This is a genomic window from Skermanella sp. TT6 (assembly GCF_016653635.2).
Lineage (GTDB): Bacteria > Pseudomonadota > Alphaproteobacteria > Azospirillales > Azospirillaceae > Skermanella > Skermanella cutis.
This window is the reverse complement of sequence record NZ_CP067420.1, coordinates 5078000-5096116: the sequence shown is the minus strand read 5'-3', so window position 1 is coordinate 5096116 and position 18117 is coordinate 5078000. Positions and strand designations below refer to the sequence as shown.

19 protein-coding genes are annotated in these 18117 nt (G+C 69.1%); 14 read left to right on the top strand and 5 right to left on the bottom strand.

Going from position 1 to position 18117, the window contains the following annotated elements; translation table 11 throughout:
* Positions 1-77: 77 nt before the first annotated feature.
* Genes glyA through ribD form a run of 3 tightly spaced genes read left to right on the top strand, consistent with a single transcriptional unit; the run spans position 78 to position 3035 of the window.
* Complete coding sequence (glyA, locus tag IGS68_RS23755; RefSeq protein WP_201074651.1) at positions 78-1406, top strand: serine hydroxymethyltransferase; 1329 nt, start codon at positions 78-80, stop codon at positions 1404-1406.
* Between the two features lie 5 nt (positions 1407-1411).
* The gene (gene nrdR, locus IGS68_RS23750; RefSeq protein WP_201074650.1) at positions 1412-1870 is read left to right on the top strand and encodes a transcriptional regulator NrdR; all 459 of its coding nucleotides are present in this window, start codon (positions 1412-1414) and stop codon (positions 1868-1870) included.
* Between the two features lie 40 nt (positions 1871-1910).
* On the top strand, positions 1911-3035 hold the full coding sequence (gene ribD, locus IGS68_RS23745) for a bifunctional diaminohydroxyphosphoribosylaminopyrimidine deaminase/5-amino-6-(5-phosphoribosylamino)uracil reductase RibD (protein WP_247881046.1): 1125 nt from the start codon (positions 1911-1913) through the stop codon (positions 3033-3035).
* Positions 3036-3044: 9 nt separating this feature from the next.
* Here ribD and IGS68_RS23740 read toward each other — a convergent pair whose 3' ends face one another.
* Positions 3045-4040: an acyltransferase family protein gene (locus IGS68_RS23740; protein ID WP_201074649.1), complete on the bottom strand. Its 996-nt coding sequence runs from the start codon at positions 4038-4040 to the stop codon at positions 3045-3047.
* A 346-nt stretch (positions 4041-4386) separates the two neighbouring features.
* Here IGS68_RS23740 and IGS68_RS23735 point away from each other — a divergent pair, with 346 nt between their 5' ends.
* From IGS68_RS23735 to thiL, 5 genes are read left to right on the top strand one after another with little or no spacing between them, the layout of a single operon-like run.
* Entirely contained in the window at positions 4387-4974 is a 588-nt protein-coding gene (locus IGS68_RS23735) for a riboflavin synthase (RefSeq protein WP_201074648.1), read from the top strand.
* Positions 4975-4977: 3 nt separating this feature from the next.
* Positions 4978-6165: a 3,4-dihydroxy-2-butanone-4-phosphate synthase gene (gene ribB / locus IGS68_RS23730; protein WP_201074647.1), complete on the top strand. Its 1188-nt coding sequence runs from the start codon at positions 4978-4980 to the stop codon at positions 6163-6165.
* Between the two features lie 3 nt (positions 6166-6168).
* The gene (ribH, locus tag IGS68_RS23725) at positions 6169-6681 is read left to right on the top strand and encodes a 6,7-dimethyl-8-ribityllumazine synthase (protein WP_247881045.1); all 513 of its coding nucleotides are present in this window, start codon (positions 6169-6171) and stop codon (positions 6679-6681) included.
* Between the two features lie 45 nt (positions 6682-6726).
* The gene (gene nusB, locus IGS68_RS23720) at positions 6727-7290 is read left to right on the top strand and encodes a transcription antitermination factor NusB (RefSeq protein ID WP_201074646.1); all 564 of its coding nucleotides are present in this window, start codon (positions 6727-6729) and stop codon (positions 7288-7290) included.
* Positions 7277-8242 carry a thiamine-phosphate kinase gene (gene thiL / locus IGS68_RS23715; protein WP_201074645.1) on the top strand — a complete coding sequence of 322 codons (966 nt, stop codon included), beginning with the start codon at positions 7277-7279 and terminating at the stop codon, positions 8240-8242. The genes nusB and thiL overlap by 14 nt, the downstream gene beginning before the upstream one ends.
* Before the next feature lie 69 nt (positions 8243-8311).
* Here the strand turns inward: thiL and argC are convergent, their stop codons facing one another.
* The 4 genes from argC to IGS68_RS23695 form a co-directional block, all read right to left on the bottom strand.
* A complete protein-coding gene (gene argC, locus IGS68_RS23710; RefSeq protein ID WP_201074644.1) occupies positions 8312-9364 on the bottom strand; it encodes an N-acetyl-gamma-glutamyl-phosphate reductase in 1053 nt (350 codons plus the stop codon).
* Between the two features lie 136 nt (positions 9365-9500).
* Positions 9501-10001, bottom strand: coding sequence for a 30S ribosomal protein S9 (gene rpsI, locus IGS68_RS23705; RefSeq protein ID WP_201074643.1), 501 nt, complete (start codon positions 9999-10001; stop codon positions 9501-9503).
* Positions 10002-10003: 2 nt separating this feature from the next.
* On the bottom strand, positions 10004-10468 hold the full coding sequence (gene rplM / locus IGS68_RS23700) for a 50S ribosomal protein L13 (protein WP_201074641.1): 465 nt from the start codon (positions 10466-10468) through the stop codon (positions 10004-10006).
* 223 nt (positions 10469-10691) lie between these two features.
* Positions 10692-11156, bottom strand: coding sequence for a PaaI family thioesterase (locus IGS68_RS23695; protein WP_247881044.1), 465 nt, complete (start codon positions 11154-11156; stop codon positions 10692-10694).
* 112 nt (positions 11157-11268) lie between these two features.
* Between IGS68_RS23695 and IGS68_RS23690 the strand changes: the two genes are divergently transcribed.
* The 6 genes from IGS68_RS23690 to IGS68_RS23670 all read left to right on the top strand — a co-directional run bounded on the left by IGS68_RS23690 (position 11269) and on the right by IGS68_RS23670 (position 18071).
* Positions 11269-12084, top strand: a complete 816-nt coding sequence (locus IGS68_RS23690) for an enoyl-CoA hydratase (RefSeq protein ID WP_201074639.1) — start codon at positions 11269-11271, stop codon at positions 12082-12084.
* Between the two features lie 560 nt (positions 12085-12644).
* Positions 12645-14096 (top strand): cytochrome c oxidase accessory protein CcoG, encoded by a 1452-nt coding sequence (ccoG, locus tag IGS68_RS23685; RefSeq protein WP_201074638.1) that lies wholly within the window; start codon positions 12645-12647, stop codon positions 14094-14096.
* Positions 14097-14100: 4 nt separating this feature from the next.
* Positions 14101-14631 (top strand): FixH family protein, encoded by a 531-nt coding sequence (locus IGS68_RS23680; RefSeq protein WP_201074635.1) that lies wholly within the window; start codon positions 14101-14103, stop codon positions 14629-14631.
* 10 nt (positions 14632-14641) lie between these two features.
* On the top strand, positions 14642-17149 hold the full coding sequence (locus IGS68_RS23675) for a heavy metal translocating P-type ATPase (RefSeq protein ID WP_201074634.1): 2508 nt from the start codon (positions 14642-14644) through the stop codon (positions 17147-17149).
* Positions 17088-17231: a cbb3-type cytochrome oxidase assembly protein CcoS gene (gene ccoS / locus IGS68_RS35690; protein WP_247881421.1), complete on the top strand. Its 144-nt coding sequence runs from the start codon at positions 17088-17090 to the stop codon at positions 17229-17231. The genes IGS68_RS23675 and ccoS overlap by 62 nt, the downstream gene beginning before the upstream one ends.
* 102 nt (positions 17232-17333) lie before the next feature.
* On the top strand, positions 17334-18071 hold the full coding sequence (locus IGS68_RS23670; RefSeq protein ID WP_201074632.1) for a Crp/Fnr family transcriptional regulator: 738 nt from the start codon (positions 17334-17336) through the stop codon (positions 18069-18071).
* Positions 18072-18117: the final 46 nt, after the last annotated feature.

The following is an 18117-nucleotide window of genomic DNA, read 5'->3' as shown; positions in this document are numbered from 1 at the left end:
TTTTTACCGCGATTCCGGTGCCCGGTGCCGGCTTCTCCGTCCGGCGGCCCGAAGCAGCAGATCCTAAGGAACCCCCCATGTCCTCCCTTCCCCAATCCTTCGCACCCTCCTCCGGCTTCTTCGGCGCCGCCCTGGCCGAGAGCGATCCCGAGCTGGCCTCGGCCATCGCGCGCGAATTGTCGCGCCAGCAGGACCAGATCGAGCTGATCGCGTCGGAGAACATCGTCTCGGCCGCCGTGCTGGAGGCGCAGGGCTCGGTCCTGACCAACAAGTACGCGGAGGGCTATCCCGGCCGCCGCTACTACGGCGGCTGCGAGTTCGTCGACGTCGCCGAGCAGCTCGCGATCGACCGGGCCAAGGCCCTGTTCGACTGCGCCTTCGTCAACGTGCAGCCCCACTCGGGCGCGCAGGCGAACCAGGCGGTGTTCATGGCGCTGCTCCAGCCGGGCGACACCATCCTCGGCATGTCGCTGGACGCCGGCGGGCACCTGACCCACGGCGCCGCGGCCAACCAGTCCGGCAAGTGGTTCAAGGCCGTCCAGTACGGCGTGCGCCGCGACGACGCGCGGATCGACTTCGACCAGGTCGAGGCGCTGGCGCGCGAGCACAAGCCGAAGCTGATCATCGCGGGCGGCTCGGCCTATCCCCGCCAGATCGACTTCGCCCGCTTCCGCCGGATCGCGGACGAGGTCGGCGCCTTCTTCATGGTCGACATGGCCCACTTCGCCGGCCTGGTCGCCGGCGGCGCCTACCCGACGCCGCTGCCCCATGCCCACGTCGTCACCACGACCACGCACAAGACGCTGCGCGGCCCGCGCGGCGGCATGATCCTGTCCAACGACCCGGACCTGGGCAAGAAGATCAATTCCGCGGTCTTCCCGGGTCTGCAGGGCGGCCCGCTGATGCATGTGATCGCCGGCAAGGCGGCGGCCTTCGGGGAGGCGCTGCGGCCCGACTTCAAGGACTATGCCCGCTCGGTGGTGGAGAACGCCCGCGCGCTGGCGGCCCGCCTGATCGAGGGCGGCGTCGACATCGTGTCCGGCGGCACCGACAGCCACGTGGTGCTGGTCGACCTGCGGCCGAAGAACCTGACCGGCAAGGCGGCGGAGGCGAGCCTGGAGCAGGCCGGCATGACCTGCAACAAGAACGGCGTGCCGTTCGACCCGCAGAAGCCGATGGTCACCTCGGGCGTCCGGCTCGGCACCCCGGCGGCGACCACCCGGGGCTTCGGCGTCGCGGAGTTCACCCAGGTCGGCGCGATGATCTCGGAAGTGCTCGACGGCCTGGCCGCCAGCAATTCCGGCGACAACGCGGCGGTGGAGGCCCAGGTGCGCGAGCGCGTCCGCGCCCTGTGCCGGCGGTTCCCGATCTACCAGGGCTCGCCGGCCCATCCTGAGAGGCGTTGACCTAGATGCGCTGCCCGTTCTGCGGACATGACGACACCCAGGTCAAGGACAGCCGGCCGACCGAGGACAACTCGGCGATCCGCCGGCGCCGCTTCTGCCCCGGCTGCGGGGCCCGCTTCACCACGTTCGAGCGGGTCCAGCTGCGGGAACTGACGGTGATCAAGAGCATGGGGCAGCGCGAACCCTTCGACCGCGACAAGCTGCTGCGCTCCATGCGCATCGCCCTGCGCAAGAGGCCGGTCGATGCCGACCGCATCGACCGGCTGGTCAACAGCCTGGTCCGCCAGCTCGAATCGTCGGGCGAGAGCGAGATCCCGTCCAAGCAGATCGGCGAGATGGTGATGAACGCCCTGTTCAACCTGGACCAGGTCGCCTATGTCCGCTATGCCTCGGTCTACAAGGATTTCCGCGAGGCGTCCGATTTCAACGAATTCGTCGGAACCCTGAAGCCGGAAGTCACCTGACGATCCGGCAATCCGGGTTTCCGACCAGGATCAGCGACCGATGCCAGTTCCGCCCCCGCCCGCATCGTACCCGCCAGCCGACGCCGGCTTCATGCGGTCGGCCATAGCCCTGGCGCGGCGCGGCCTGGGCACGGTGGCTCCCAACCCGTCGGTCGGCTGCGTCATCGTGCGCGACGGCGTGGTGGTCGGCCGCGGCTGGACGCAGCCGGGCGGGCGGCCCCACGGCGAAACCGAGGCGCTGAGGCGCGCCGGCGCCGCCGCGCGGGGTGCCACCGTCTATGTCTCGCTGGAGCCCTGCAACCATTGGGGCAAGACCCCGCCCTGCACCGAGGCGCTGCTGGAAGCCGGCGTCGGCCGCGTCGTGGTGGCGTGCGAGGATCCCGATCCCCGCGTCTCCGGCTCCGGCATCCGCCGGCTGCGGGACGGCGGCGTCCAGGTGGACGTGGGTCTCTGCGCGGACGAGGCGGCCGAGCTGAACGAGGGCTTCTTCCGCCGCATCCGGGACGGCCGCCCGCTGGTGACCCTGAAGCTCGCGACCTCGCTGGACGGCCGGATCGCGCTCCGCACCGGCGAGAGCCAGTGGATCACCGGCCCGACCGCGCGGGCCTGGGGACACGGGCTGAGGGCCCGCTACGACGCGATCATGATCGGGCTGAACACGGCGCTGGCCGACGACCCGGAGCTGACCTGCCGTCTTCCCGGCCTGGGCCACCGCTCGCCGCTGCGGGTCGTGGTGGACAGCCGGCTGCGCCTGCCGCTGACCTCCAAGCTGGTGCGCGGCGCCCGCACCACGCCGACCCTGGTGTTCACCCTGCAGGGCGTCGATCCCAAGCGCGCCCGCGCCTTCACCGACTGCGGCGTGGAGGTGGTGTCCCTGGTGCCCGACGCGTCGGGCGTGCTGGACGTGGCCGGGACGCTGAAGTCGCTGGCGACCCGGGGCACCACCCGCCTGCTGGTCGAGGGCGGCGCCCGGCTCAGTGCCTCGCTGATGCAGCAGCGGCTGGTCGACCGGCTGGAATGGTTCCGGGCGCCGCGCATGATCGGCGGCGACGGGCTGCCCGCCGTCGTCGGCTTCGGCGTGGACCTGCTGGAGGACACCGCCGATTTCATCCGGGTCGGCGTCCGCCGCGCCGGCGACGACGTGATGGAGAGCTATCGGCGCTGACGGCGGCGCTCAGGCGGCTCCCAGCAGCGCGGTCCGGGTCCAGGGGTTCACCGAGGCCAGGCGCTGCAGGACCATCGGCCCGACGCAGCCGCCCGCCGTCGCCAGCAGGAAGATCTGCCAGTCGTCGGCCCCCAGCCGCATCAGCAGGATGCGGACGGCCGCCTGGAAGAACATGTGGTGCAGGAAGATCGCGTAGGAGTGCCGGCCAAGGGTGTTCAGCAGCGGCACCGCCGGCATGGCCCGGACCAGGACCAGCGCCGCCGCCGATCCGGTGACCAGGGCCAGCAGGCTGGTCCGGCCGAACTCCACCGGGATCAGATGCCACAGGGAGGCCTGGTGGATCAGCGCGCCCGCCGCCAGCACCGCCACGGCCCCGATCCTGGCGGGCGGGGCGGACAGGGCGCCGTGGAACCGCGTGAAGGCGACGCCGAGCAGGAAGTAGGGCAGCAGGTACGCCGCCTGGCTGACCGAGAACAGGTCTACCGTCTTGTACAGGGTGCCGCCGAAGGTCAGGTTCAGCGCCACCGCGGCCGCCGACAGCGCCAGGAACGGCCGGGGCCGGAACAGCGCGCCGTGGGCATCCAGGAACCCTATGAGCACGAAGATCAGCAGCAGCGCCTGCAGGTACCAGAAATGCTGGTAGGGCAGCACCGGGATGGTCAGGAACTCGTACCAGTCTGGCGAGGCGGTCGTCCCCGGCGTGAGCGCCTGGAGCACGAAGAAGGCCGGTGCGACGATCAGCAGCGGGATGCCGAGCCGGCGCAGCTTCTTGCCATAGAAATCGGCCAGATGCTCCCGCCGAACCGGCCGCAACGCGTACACCAGGCCGGAGAGGAAGGTGAAGAGCGGCATCCGCACGAACAGCCAGCTGTCCACGGCGTACCGGTACCAGCTGTCGTCCGGGACCCGCATCGCCACGGATGGATCGTGCCCGATCACATGCAGCGATACCAGCAAAAGGCAGGCGAGTCCCCGCAATTCATCAATATTGAATTTATCGCGCATGGCGAAGGTCTTTCAGATCACTGAATTCGTTTCGATAAAGGGGGCGGGAACAGGTAAGGTTCCAACATATATTTTTGGTGATGCAAGGTATAAGAAGAGGCTATTTGCCGGATCGGGGCGTGCGTGAATAACGGCTGGGTCGAAGTTTGGGTATTTGTTCGAAATGCTTTGCGTACCGCTCCCGGCTGTGTGAAACCGTCGGCCTTCCCGGTGCCGCCAGTCCCGTCGGGAAGGCTGCGCCGCGACCCATCCGCAGTTGACTGGCACCGTGGCGGATGCCATGTCATCTCCCCTGCGGCTTACCGTTACGTGGCCGGCATCCGTCGAAGCTGCTAGGCTTGTGCCCATGTTCACCGGAATCATCACAGACGTGGGTCGCGTCGCCGCCGTGGAGCGGCGGGGCGATACCCTTTTCACCATCGAGACAGCCTTCGACATGGGCACCGTCGACATGGGCGCCTCGATCGCGTGCAGCGGCTGCTGCCTGACGGTGATCGACAAGGCGCCCGGCCGGTTCACCATCTCGGCTTCCGCCGAGACCCTGTCCAAGACGACGCTCGGCACCTGGGGACAGGGGACGGAGATCAACCTGGAGCGGGCGCTTCGGCTGGGCGACGAGATGGGCGGGCACATCGTCTCCGGCCACGTGGACGGCGTCGCCGACGTGGTCTCCTCGACGCAGGAGGGCGACAGCTGGCGCTACCTGTTCGAGGTGCCGGCCGACCTGGCCCGCTTCGTGGCGCCCAAGGGCTCGGTGGCGCTGGACGGCGTGTCGCTGACCGTCAACGAGGTCGAGGGGCGCCGCTTCGGCGTCAACATCATCCCGCATACCCGGGCCCACACCACCTTCCGGACGCTGGGTCCCGGCAGCAGGGTGAACATGGAAGTGGACATGCTGGCCCGCTACGTCGCGCGCTTGGCGGAGAGCCTTTAGATCATGCGGACCGTCAACAAGACCGACCTCGTCGCGGGCCTGCGCAGCCCCCACGACGCCGAATATCTCTCGACCACCGAGGAGATCCTGGAGGAGGCCCGGCAGGGCCGGATGTTCATCCTGGTCGACGACGAGGACCGGGAGAACGAGGGCGACCTCGTCATCCCCGCCCAGATGGCGACGGCGGAAGCGATCAACTTCATGGCGAAGTTCGGCCGCGGCCTGATCTGCCTCGCCATGACAGGGGAGCGGATCGAGAAGCTGCGCCTGCCCCTGATGGCGAAGCAGAACGCGTCGCGCCACCAGACCGCCTTCACCGTCTCGATCGAGGCGCGGGAGGGCGTCACCACCGGCATCTCCGCGGCCGACCGGGCGCGCACCATCCAGGTCGCGATCGACCCGGAGATGGGCGCCGACGACATCGCGACCCCCGGACACGTCTTCCCGCTGATGGCGCGCGACGGCGGCGTGCTGGTCCGCGCCGGGCACACGGAGGCCGCGGTCGACGTCGCCCGCATGGTCGGCCTGAACCCGGCCGGCGTGATCTGCGAGATCATGAACGACGACGGCACCATGGCCCGCCTGCCGGACCTGGTGAAGTTCGCCCAGTTCCACGGGCTGAAGATCGGCACCATCGCCGACCTGATCGCGCACCGCCGCCGCACCGAGACGATCATCGACCGCACGCTGGAGACGGTGCTGGACAGCCGCTACGGCGGCCAGTTCCGCATGATGGTCTATGTCAACAAGGTGCAGTACGCGGAGCACATCGCCCTGGTGAAGGGCGACATCGCGGCGCCCGGCCCGGTGCTGGTCCGCATGCATGCGCTGAACGTGCTGGACGACGTGCTGCACGACCGGTCCTGCGGCCGGGGCGGGGAGCTCCAGGCGGCGATGCGGGCGATCGGCGAGGCCGGCCGCGGTATCGTCGTGCTGCTGCGCGAGCCCCAGCCGACCAGCCTGTCCAGCCGCGTCAAGGCGCAGCTCGAAGGCATGCCCAACCCGGCGGGCGAGCTGCGCGACTACGGCATCGGCGCCCAGATCCTGTTCGACCTGGGGGTGCGGGAGATGATTCTCCTGTCCAACCATAAGAAGACGATCATCGGGCTCGACGGCTACGGCCTCACCGTGGTCGGCCAGCAGCCCATCCCGCTGACCAGTCCTGACCCAACCACTTCCGGAGCCGACTGAGGCATGTCCGCCGTTCCCGATTCAGTAGCCCAGATCATGGGTCCCCACGTCCTGATCGTCGAAGCCCGCTTCTACGAGGACATCGCCGACGAGCTGGTGCGCGGCGCCATCCTGGCGCTGGAGGCGGCGGGGGCGACCTATGACCGGATCGCGGTGCCCGGCGCCTTCGAGATTCCGGCCGCGATCAATTTCGCGATCCAGGCCGGCGGCGATGCCGCCCACGCCCCTGCGAACGACGAAGCCGCGGCGCCGCGCTACGACGGCTATGTGGCGCTCGGCTGCGTGATCCGGGGCGAGACGACCCATTACGACTATGTCTGCGTGGAGAGCGCCAGAGGGTTGCAGGATCTCGCCTTGCGCCACAACGCGGCGATCGGCTACGGCATCCTGACGGTCGAGAACGACGACCAGGCTTGGGCGCGCGCCAAGGTGGATCAGAAGAACAAGGGCGGGGCGGTCGCCAACGCGTGCCTTGACATGATCCGGTTGAAACGCCACTTCGGCCTCACGTCCTGACCGGGACGTTCAGATCAGACATAGACGCGGTTGAAAAGCTCCACCATGGCACAGTCCGACGATGCGCGCGACGGCGCCCCGCCCAAGCGCGGCTCTTCCGGTTCGGGGGCGCGCCGCAGCGGCGGCGGCTCCGCGAAGGCGCGCCGCAAGGCGGCCCGGCTGGCGGCCGTGCAGGCGCTCTACCAGATCGACCTGACCGGCACCAACGCGGAGTCGGTCCTGGGCGAGTTCATCAAGCATCGGCTGGGGCACGAGGTGGACGGCGACACCTATGTCGCCGCCGACCCCCAGCTCTTCTCCGACATCCTGCGCGGCGCCAGCGCCCGCCGGGCCGAGCTGGACGAGATGCTGGGCAGCTGCCTGGACGCCCAGTGGCCGGTGGACCGGCTGGAGCTGCTGATGCGCGCCATCCTGCGGGCCGGCGCCTTCGAGCTGCTGGTCCATGTGGACACCCATCCCCGCATCGTGATCAGCGAGTATGTGGACGTGTCGCACGCCTTCTTCGCCGGGCGCGAGCCGGCCATGGTCAACGGCGTGCTGGACAAGCTGGCCCGCGCGATCCGGGCCGAGGACCTGGCGACGCCGGACCCTTCCCGTGCCGCTCGGTGAATTCGGCCGGATCGAACGATACCTGAAGCCGCTGGCGGCGGGCTTCCCCGGCGCCCTCGGCCTGACCGACGACGCGGCGGTCTTCGGCGTCCCGGCCGGGCACGAGCTGGTGGTGACCACCGACGCGCTGGTCGCCGGCGTGCATTTCCTGGCCGACGACCCGCCGGCGGACATCGCCGCCAAGATGCTGCGGGTCAACCTGTCCGACCTCGCCGCCATGGGGGCCGAGCCGCTGGCCTATTCCCTGGTCACCAGCCTGCCCGCGGGCCTGGGCGACGAGTGGCTGGCCGACTTCGCCGCCCAGTTGGCGGAGGACCAGCGGGACTACGGCATCCACCTGATGGGCGGCGACAGCGTGTCCACGCCCGGCGCCGTCACGCTGTCGGTGACCGCCTTCGGACTTGTGCCCGCCGGCCAAGCATTGCGCCGGGGCGGGGCGGACCCGGGCGACCTGGTCTTCGTCAGCGGCACCATCGGCGACGCCGTGCTTGGCCTGGCCGTGCTCCAGGGAAATCTGACCGCCGCCGACCCGCAGCCGTTGATCGACCGCTACCGCCGCCCGCGACCGCGCCTGTCGTTGGTGCCCGTGCTGAGGCGCTTCGCCACGGCCGGCCTCGACGTGTCCGACGGCCTGGTCGCCGACCTCGGCCACCTGTGCGAAGTCTCGGGCCGCGCCGCCGTGATTCACGCGGACCGCGTCCCCCTGTCCGCCGCCACCCGCGCCGTCCTGGCCGCCGACGCGACCCTGCTGGCGACGGCGCTGACCGGCGGCGACGACTACGAGATCGTCTTCACCGTGAAGCCGGAGGACCGCGACGCGCTGCTCGCCTCGGGCGCCGACGTGACCGAGATCGGCCGCCTTGTTCCCGGCGGCGAGCCCGGAAGCGTCACCGTCCTGGACGCCGCCGGCCAACCCCTGCCGCTGCCGTCCCGAGGCTGGACGCACTTTTGACAAGCCCTCGGCGGAGGGTGCGCGTCTCGCGCACCATGGGCGGCGGGACGCCGCCTCTCCGCGGCAGACTCACGGGAACAGGGGCGCCTGCTCCAGGCCCATGGTTTCGATCAGGCCGGTCATCACGTTCATGTTCTGGATCGCCTGGCCCGAGGCGCCCTTGACCAGGTTGTCGATCACCGACAGCACGATCGCGCGGCCCTTGATCCGGTCCGGGAACACGGAGATATGGATCTGGTTCGACCCGCGGACATGCTTGGTGTGCGGCACCACGCCGGCCGGCAGCACCTGGACGAAGGGCTCCGCCTCGAACCGCGCCGCCAGCGCCGCGCGCAGATCGTCCGGCGTGTTGCCGCCGGCCAGCCTGACATAGGTCGTGACGAACTCGCCGCGGTTCATGGGGATCAGGTGCGGGGTGAAGGCCATGGTCACCGGCTTGCCGGCGGCCAGGCTCAGTTCCTGCTCCATCTCCGGCATGTGGCGGTGGCGGCCGACGCCGTAGGCGTGCATGCCCTCGCCGACCTCGCAGAACAGGTTCTGCTGCTTGGCGTCGCGGCCGGCGCCGCTCACCCCGGACTTGGCGTCCACGATGATGTCGTCGGTCTCGATCAGCCCGTCCAACACCAGCGGCAGCAGCGGGATCAGGGTCGCGGTCGGGTAGCAGCCGGGATTGGCGACCAGCCTCGCGTTGCGCACGCCCTGCCGGTTGAACTCGGTCAGCCCGTAGACCGCCTCGGCCTGGAGCTCCACCGCCTGGTGCTCGTGGCCGTACCATTCGGCATAGGTCGCGGCGTCCGACAGCCGGAAATCGGCCGACAGGTCGACGACCCGAAGCGAGTGCGGCAGCGCGCGGATGATCTCCTGCGTGGTGCCGTGGGGCAGGCCGCAGAAGACGAAGTCGATTTCCGACCAGTCGACCTGCTCGACCTTCACCAGGTCCGGCATCTTCAGGTAAGCCAGATGGGGAAAGACGTCCGACAGCGGCTTGCCGGCCTGGCGCTCGGCCGTCAGGACGCGGATGTCGGCGGCGGGGTGGCGGGCCAGCATGCGGACCAGTTCGGCACCGGTATAACCGCTGGCTCCCAGGATGGCGATCCGGATCCGATCGACCGTTTCGGGCATGGAACGAACTCCCAAAGGCGAAGAGCGGGACAGAAGGCGGAGATATGCAGACTGTACGAAAACGAACAGGGCGCCCCGATCGGGACGCCCTGCCGCAGTATAACAGAAATGCGGGGCTTGGTGCCCTGGGTACCCGTTAGCGCTTCGAGAACTGGAAGCTGCGGCGGGCCTTGGCGCGGCCGTACTTCTTACGCTCGACGACGCGGGCATCGCGGGTCAGGAAGCCGGCGGCCTTCAGCGGCGAGCGCAGGGCCGGTTCGTAGTAGGTCAGCGCCTTCGAGATGCCGTGGCGAACGGCGCCGGCCTGGCCCGACAGGCCGCCGCCGGCGACCGTGCAGGTCACGTCGTACTGGTCGATGCGCGCGACGATCTCGAACGGCTGGTTCAGCAGCATGCGCAGCACCGGGCGGGCGAAATACACGCCGATGTCGCGGCCGTTGACCGTCACCTTGCCGGAGCCGGGCTTGATCCAGACGCGGGCGACCGCGTTCTTCCGCTTGCCGGTGGCATAGGCGCGGCCCTGGGCGTCGATCTTCGGCTCGGGCGCGGTCGCCTCGGCGGTCACGGCGGTGACGGTGGAGGGGGCGCCGCCGGTCAGGTTCTTCAGATCGGCAAGGGTGGTGGTGACCTGCGCCATGATTATGCGATCCTCTTGTTCTTCGGGTTCCGGGCGCCGATGTCCAGCACCTCCGGCTGCTGGGCTTCGTGCGGATGGGCGGTGCCGCCGTATACCTTCAGGTTGCCCATCTGCTTGCGGCCCAGCGGACCGCGCGGAACCATGCGCTCGACCGCCTTGATGATCACGCGCTCGGGATACTTGCCATCCAGGATCTGACCCTTGGAGCGGCCCTTGATGCCGCCGGGGTAGCCGGTGTGCCAGTAGAAGATGTCGTCATTGCGCTTGTTGCCGGTCAGGCGGACCTTCTCGGCATTGATGACGATGATGTTGTCGCCGCAGTCGACGTGCGGGGTATAGAACGGCTTGTGCTTGCCGCGCAGGATGTTGGCGATGATGCTCGCCATACGTCCGAGGACGAGGCCTTCCGCGTCGATCAGGAACCACTTCTTTTCGACTTCGGACGGCTTCAGGGACAGGGTCTTCATTGCCACTCTCTCAAGAAATACCGGTAACGGCACGAGAGCGGGACTCCCCTGCCGAAGTTGGGCGCTGTTCTAGGGCGCCGGCAGGGCTTGAGTCAACCGGAAAAACGCCGCCAGGGCAGGGATTTAAGCAGACGGTACCACAATACCTCTATGCTTATCCCCTTGTTCGAAAAAGCTTTTTCCCGATAGTTTCATCTAACGGTATCTCTATACCGCCCACGCCTCAGGCCAGCATGGTGACCGGAGGGCGGTCGGGCGGGATGCTGTAGGTGCCGGTGACATGGGCGACCGGGTCGTCCTCGCCCTCGGAATAGAGCAGGATGTCGCCATAGGCCAGCCGCTTGCCCAGCTTCAGCACGCGCGCCTCCGCGATCACCGCCCGCTGGCCGGGCCTGCGCAGGAAATTGATGGTCATGCTGGTGGTGACCGCCAGCTCGACCCGGCCGATCAGGCTGAGCACGGCGCCGTAGAGCGCCACGTCCGCCAGGCCGAACAGGGCCGGCCCCGTCACGGTGCCGCCCGGCCGCACGAAATCCTCGCGGTAGGGCATGCGCAGCCGGATCGTCCCGGCGCCCACGCTCTCCACCGCGACGCCATAGCTGCCGACCAGCGGCACGCCCTCCCGGATCAGCGTTTCCAGTTCCGCCGCCGCGATCGCCGACTCACCCATTTCCCAGGCCCCCGTCATCTCGTCTCTTGAATCCCTTCGTCGCATGGTTTCCCATGCGCGTCACCATCCAAGCGAACCATCGCCCCCAAGCGAACCATCGCACAGCCGAAATGAACGGGAGAACGTCACCATGACAGCCACAGGCTCGGCCCCGGCCGCCGCCCGCCCCGCGGAACCGATCCTCCTGCGCGAGGTCCGCGACGGCGTGGCGACGCTGACGCTGAACCGGCCCGCCGCCCGCAACGCGCTCTCCATGGAGTTGATGACCCTGCTGACCGAGGAGCTGGAGGATATCCGCGACGACGCCGGGATCGCGGTGGTGGTGCTGGCCGGGGCCGGCCCGGCCTTCTGCGCCGGCCACGACCTGAAGGAGATCCGCGCCAACCCGGGGCTGGAGACCTACGAGGCGCTGTTCCGGCAGTGCTCCCGCCTGATGCTGACGATCACCCGCCTGCGCCAGCCGGTGATCGCCCGGGTCCACGGCATCGCCACGGCGGCCGGCTGCCAGCTGGTCGCGACCTGCGACCTCGCCATAGCGGCGGACACGACCCGCTTCGCGACCCCCGGCGTCAATATCGGCCTGTTCTGCTCCACCCCCATGGTGGCGCTGTCCCGCGCGGTCGGCCGCAAGCACGCGATGGAGATGCTGCTGACCGGCGACATGATCGGCGCCGGCGACGCCGTGATGTTCGGCCTGATCAACCAGGCGGTGCCCGAAGCCGAGCTGGACGCGACCGTCCAGGACCTCGCCGCCCGGATCGCGTCCAAGTCGCCGCTGACCCTGGCGATCGGCAAGGAGGCCTTCTACCGCCAGCTCGACATGGGCCTGGACGACGCCTACGCCTATGCCAGCGACGTCATGACCAGGAACATGCTGGCCCGCGACGCTGAGGAGGGGATCGACGCCTTCCTCGCCAAGCGCCCGCCGGTGTGGGAAGGCCGTTAGGGAAGGGACTGTCTGAGACCCTGGCTTCATCGCCTGCCGTAGACGATGTCTGCCAGGAAGATGAGGGAGTTGCCCACAAATGCGCGCAGGCAGGCCAGAATGTTATTCAGGCCTTATCCGTGTCCATCTGCGTGAATCTGTGGATGAATGATTATCCCTGCCGCTGACGACGCTGGGCCGGGAAGAAGGAGTTTTGCCACAGATTACGGCGATATCATCAGATGATCCGGGCCTTATCTTTGTCCATCGCCGTAATCTGTGGCAAGAACCTGAATTACGCTTGCGTCCCTCCCGATATACCGGGCCGCACCCCTGGACCGGGACACGGAAAATGATGACGCTTCATGACATTCCGCCCCTTCCGCCGGAGGCGGACGGCGGGAGCGCCCCCGGCACGCCGGCAAGGCCGCGCCCCGCCGCATCCTCCGAAAGCGCCGAATATCGCCGCCGGGCTTTGATGTATCGCAATGCCGGGACCGACCTGTCCGGTTCACACTGCGTTCCGTGATCCGCCGCGTGCGCGCCGGCGGAGACGGCGATGCAGACCCGAGGCGGACGGAATGACGACGACTACCCAGACCCACGGCGCGGCGGAGGATCACGCTCCCAAGTCGCTTTTCAAGAACCGGGAGAAAGTCTACCCGCGATCGGTCGCGGGCAAGTTCCGCAAGCTCAAATGGGCCGCCGTCGTCGTCCTGCTCGGCATCTACTACCTGGTTCCCTGGATCCGCTGGGACCGCGGGCCGACCGCGCCGGACCAGGCGGTGCTGGTCGACATGACGGGGCCGCGCCTGTACTTCTTCTTCATCGAGATCTGGCCGCAGGAGATCTACTACCTCACCGGGTTGCTGATCATGGCCGCGGTCGGGCTGTTCCTCGCCACCTCGCTGGCCGGGCGCATCTGGTGCGGCTACGCCTGCCCGCAGACCGTGTGGACCGACCTCTACATGTGGGTCGAGCGCAAGATCGAGGGCGACCGGTCGGAACGCATCCGGCTGGACAAGGGGCCGTGGACCGGGTCCAAGGCGATGAAGAAGATCGCCAAGCATTCGTCCTGGCTGGTCATCGCCTTCCTGACCGGCGGCGCCTGGGCGATGTACTTCACCGACGCGCCGACGCTGGTCTACAACCTGTTCCATTTCCAGCTCGACAGCCAGTCGATCTTCTTCATCTCCCTGCTGACCTTCACGACCTACCTGCTGGGCGGCTGGGCGCGCGAGCAGGTCTGCACCTACATGTGCCCCTGGCCGCGCTTCCAGAGCGCCATGATCGACGAGGACAGCCTGATCGTGACATACGAGGGCTGGCGGGGCGAGCCGCGCGGGGCCAAGCGCAAGGACCAGTCCTGGGAAGGGCGGGGCGACTGCATCGACTGCAAGGCCTGCGTCCATGTCTGCCCGACCGGCATCGACATCCGCGACGGGCTCCAGATGGAATGCATCGGCTGCGGCCTGTGCGTCGACGCCTGCAACGACATCATGACGAAGATCGGCCGGCCGCTCAATCTCGTCACCTTCGACACCCACAACAACCAGGTCGCCCGCTCCTGCGGGGAGAAGACCAGCGTCAAGCTGCTGCGGCCGCGCACCGTCATCTACGGCCTGATCCTGGTCGTCCTGCTGGGCCTGATGGCCGCAGGACTGATCTTCCGCCCGCAGCTCGACATCAGCGTGCTGCGCGACCGCGCGCCGCTGTTCGTCACGCTGTCCGACGGCGACATCCGCAACGGCTACACCTTCAAGATCTCCAACATGACGCGGTACCAGAAGGAATACAGCCTTCAGCTCGCCGGCGTGCCGGGCGCCACCCTGTCGGTGATCGGCCAGGACGAGAGGCTGGACCGGATCGAGCTCTCCGCCAAGCCGGACACCGTCGCGACGTACCGGATCTACGTGCGGACCCCGCCGGCCGCCCTCAAGGCGACCTCGACCCCCGTCACCTTCACCCTGACCGACAAGCAGACCTCCGAAACGGCGGGCTACGACTCGGTCTTCATCGGCCCGGACAAGTGACGTCATGATGGACCCCACGAGCAGCACCATGAACATCGACCAGCAGCAGTCCCGCCCGGGCGGAAGATCGCCGGGGTGGTGGTACCCGTGGATCTTCGTCGCCTTCTTCTTCGTCACCGTCGCGGTGAACGCGACCATGGTCTATTTCGCGATGAACACCTGGACCGGGCTGGAAACCCAGCACTACTGGCAGCGCGGCACCACCTACAACGCCGCCATCCAGGGCGCCCGCCGCCAGCAGGAGCGCGGCTGGCAGGTCGGGATCGACTTCCAGGCGGCGGCCCTGCAGGGCCGGCTGACGGTGGACCTGAAGGACCGTCAAGGCAATCTCCTGAACGGCGCCACGGTGACCGCCCGGGTCGTCCGCCCGACCAGCGAGGGCCACGACTTCACGGTCGACCTGGCCTACCAGGGCCAGGGCCGCTACGGCGCGGAGTTCGCGATGCCGCTGGCCGGCCAGTGGGACATCCGGATCGTCGCCGACCATCCCCAGGGAGACTACCAGGAAGTCCGCCGGGTCGTGGTCAAGGGGTGATGACCCGGACATGAGCACCTCCGCCGCTTCCGCTCCCGCCTCCACGCTTCCGGGCACCTGCCTCCATTGCGGCCAGGAGGTCCCCGGCCGGGGCGCCGGCTTCTGCTGCTCCGGCTGCGAGGCCGCCTACGCGCTGATCCGCGACCTGGGGCTGGACACCTACTACGCCCGCCGTTCCATCGATCCCGACGCGCGGCCGATCCGCCCGGACGACGACGCGGCCCCCGCCGATTTCTCGGCCCATGTCTCGGTCGGCGCCGACGGGCGGGCCAGCCTGCACCTGATGGTGGACGGGCTGCAATGCGCCGCCTGCGTCTGGCTGATCGAGACCGTGCTGCGCCGGCAGCCCGGCGTCAGCCATGCCCGGCTCAACATGACGACCCGCCGGCTGACCGTGACCTGGGACCCGGCGGCGACGGACGCCGCCGAGGTCGCCGGCGCCGTGGTCCGCCTGGGATACCGGCTGGTGCCGTTCGATCCGGCGAAGCTGGAGGCGGCCGAGGCGGTGAAGGAGCGAGAGCTGCTGCGGGCGCTGGGCGTCTCCGGATTCGCCGCCGCCAACGTGATGCTGCTGTCGGTCGCGATCTGGGCCGGGCATTCCCAGGGGATGGGGCCGGCGACGCGCGACCTGATGCACTGGGTCTCGGCCCTGATCGCGATGCCGGCGATCCTCTACGCCGCCCGCCCGTTCGTCCGCTCCGCATGGGCGGCGCTGTCGGCCCGGCGCACCAACATGGACGTGCCGATCTCCATCGGCGTGACGCTGGCGACCGGGATGAGCCTGGCCGAAACGATCCGCGGCGCGGAGCACGCCTATTTCGACAGCGCGGTGACGCTGCTGTTCTTCCTGCTGATCGGCCGCTACCTGGACCTGCGGGCGCGCGGCCGGGCGCGGTCCGCGGCCGAGCACCTGCTGGCGCTGGGCGCTGCCGCCGTCACCGTGCTCGACGCCGACGGGCGCGGGCGCGTGGTCCGGCCCGGCGAGGTCGCCGCCGGCATGACCGTGCTGGTCGCGGCCGGGGAACGCATCCCCGTGGACGGCCGGGTCTCCGACGGCGTCTCGGACATCGATACCGGCCTGATCACCGGGGAGAGCGTGCCGGGCGCCGCCAGGCCGGGCGACCAGGTGTTCGCCGGCACCCTCAACCTGACCGCGCCGCTCCGGCTGACCGTCACCGCCGTGGGCGAGGGCACCCTGCTGGCCGAGATCGTGCGGATGATGGAAGTCGCGGAGCAGGGCAGGGCGCGCTACGTGGCCCTGGCCGACCGGGTGTCGCGGGGTTATGCGCCGGTGGTCCACCTGACCGCCCTGGCGACCTTCCTCGGCTGGGTGGTCCTGGCCGGCAGCCCGTGGCAGCCGGCCCTGCTGAACGCCATCGCAGTGCTGATCATCACCTGTCCCTGCGCGCTGGCGCTGGCGGTGCCGGTGGTCCAGGTGATCGCCAGCGGCCGGCTGATGCGCCAGGGCATCCTGCTGAAGTCGGCCACCGCGCTGGAGCGGCTGACCGGAGTCGATACCGTCGTGTTCGACAAGACCGGCACCCTGACCGAGGGGCGGCCCGAACTCCAGGGCACGGACGGGGCGGAGGACGGGGACCTGCGGCTCGCCGCCGCCATCGCCGGGGCCAGCCGCCACCCCCTGGCGCGGGCCCTGTGCCGCGCCGTACCGGGGGTTCCGGTGGCGTCCGGCGTGCGCGAGGTGCCCGGCGCCGGGCTCGGCCTCGACGGGCCGGACGGGGAGATCCGGCTGGGCAGCCGCCGCTTCACCGGCGCGGAGGAGGGTGCCGGGAGCCATGGCGGGATGGGCGGCGAGTCGGCCGGCCCCGAGCTGTGGCTGGCCCGGCCGGGCCGCCGCCCCGTCCGCTTCGCCTTCAGCGACGCCCTGCGGCCCGACGCCGCCGCCGTGGTGGCTGCCCTGCGGGCCGGCGGCAAGCGGGTGCTGCTGCTGTCCGGCGACCGGCGTCCCGCCGTGGCGGCCTGCGCCGCCCGCCTGGGCATCGAGGAGTGGCGGGCCGCCCAGGCGCCGGCCGACAAGGCCGCCTGCCTGGAGGAGCTGGCCCGCTCCGGGGCCACCGTGCTGATGGTCGGCGACGGCCTCAACGACGCGCCGGCGCTCGCCGCGGCGCATGTCTCCATGTCGCCGGCCACCGCGGCGGACGTCAGCCAGACGGCGGCCGACGTGGTGTTCCAGGGGATCAGGCTGACGCCGATCCTGGAGGCGCTGGACGTCGCGCTGCGGTCGGACCGGCTGGTCCGCCAGAACTTCGCCCTGACCTTCCTCTATAACTTATTGACTATACCGGTGGCGGTCGCCGGGTTCGTGACTCCGCTGATCGCGGCGCTCGCCATGTCCTCGTCGTCGCTGATCGTCATCCTCAACGCCCTGCGCCTCGCCCGGCGCCGGGCCAACCCGGGACAGTCCCATGGACGTGCTCATATATCTCATTCCCTTGGCGGTGGGCCTGGGACTCCTGGGCCTTCTGGGCTTCCTGTGGTGCCTGAGGTCCGGCCAGTTTGACGACCTCGACGGAGCCGCCAACCGCATCCTGTTCGACGATGACGAGCGTGCAACACCGCAGCCGCGAAACGACCAAAAATAACCCCTATGAGAATGGTTATATTAAGGCGTGTTGCAATCTTGCGAAAAATCCAATTTATAACCAGAATGGAATAGGGAAGCGGAAGGGCGGGGGGGAACCGAGATGCCTCCATTCGACATGGGCAGGGTGCGCGACAAGGGTGCCGCGGCGGAGACGACGCCCTGCGGCGCGTGTCCGGTTCGGACGCTGACGGTCTGTGCGGCGTTGGAAGCGGACGAGGTGCGCCGGCTCGCCGACATCGTCCAGATGCAGCGCATGGAGGGCAACCAGACGATCTTCGCCGAAGGGGATCAGGCGGATGCCCTGTTCAACGTGACCTCCGGCACGGTCAAGCTCTACAAGCTGCTGCCCGACGGCCGCCGCCAGATCACGGGCTTCCTGGTCACCGGCGATTTCCTCGGGCTCGCCATGAACGAGAGCTACGCCTATTCGGCGGAAACGGTGACGCCCACGTCCCTCTGCAGGTTCCCGCGCCGCAAGATGGAGGCGCTGCTGGACGAGTTTCCCAAGATGCAGCGGCGCCTGTTCTCCATGGCGTCCAACGAGCTGGCGGCAGCGCAGGACCAGATGCTGCTGCTCGGCCGCAAGACCGCGCGGGAGAAGATCTGTTCGTTCCTGCTGATGCTGTCGCAGCGCCAGTCGCGCCGGGGCCACAAGGAGAACCCGGTCTACGTCCCGATGAGCCGGGCCGACATCGCCGACTATCTCGGCCTCACGACCGAGACCGTCAGCCGGACCTTCACCCAGCTCAAGACCTCCCAGGCGATCTCGCTCCAGGAGGGCAACCGGATCCAGATCGCCGACATGGACGGCATCTACGACATGGCCGAAGGCGTCTGATCGGTCCCGGCCGCCAGGGTTTTCCCCGATTTGCCGGATGCCGAGT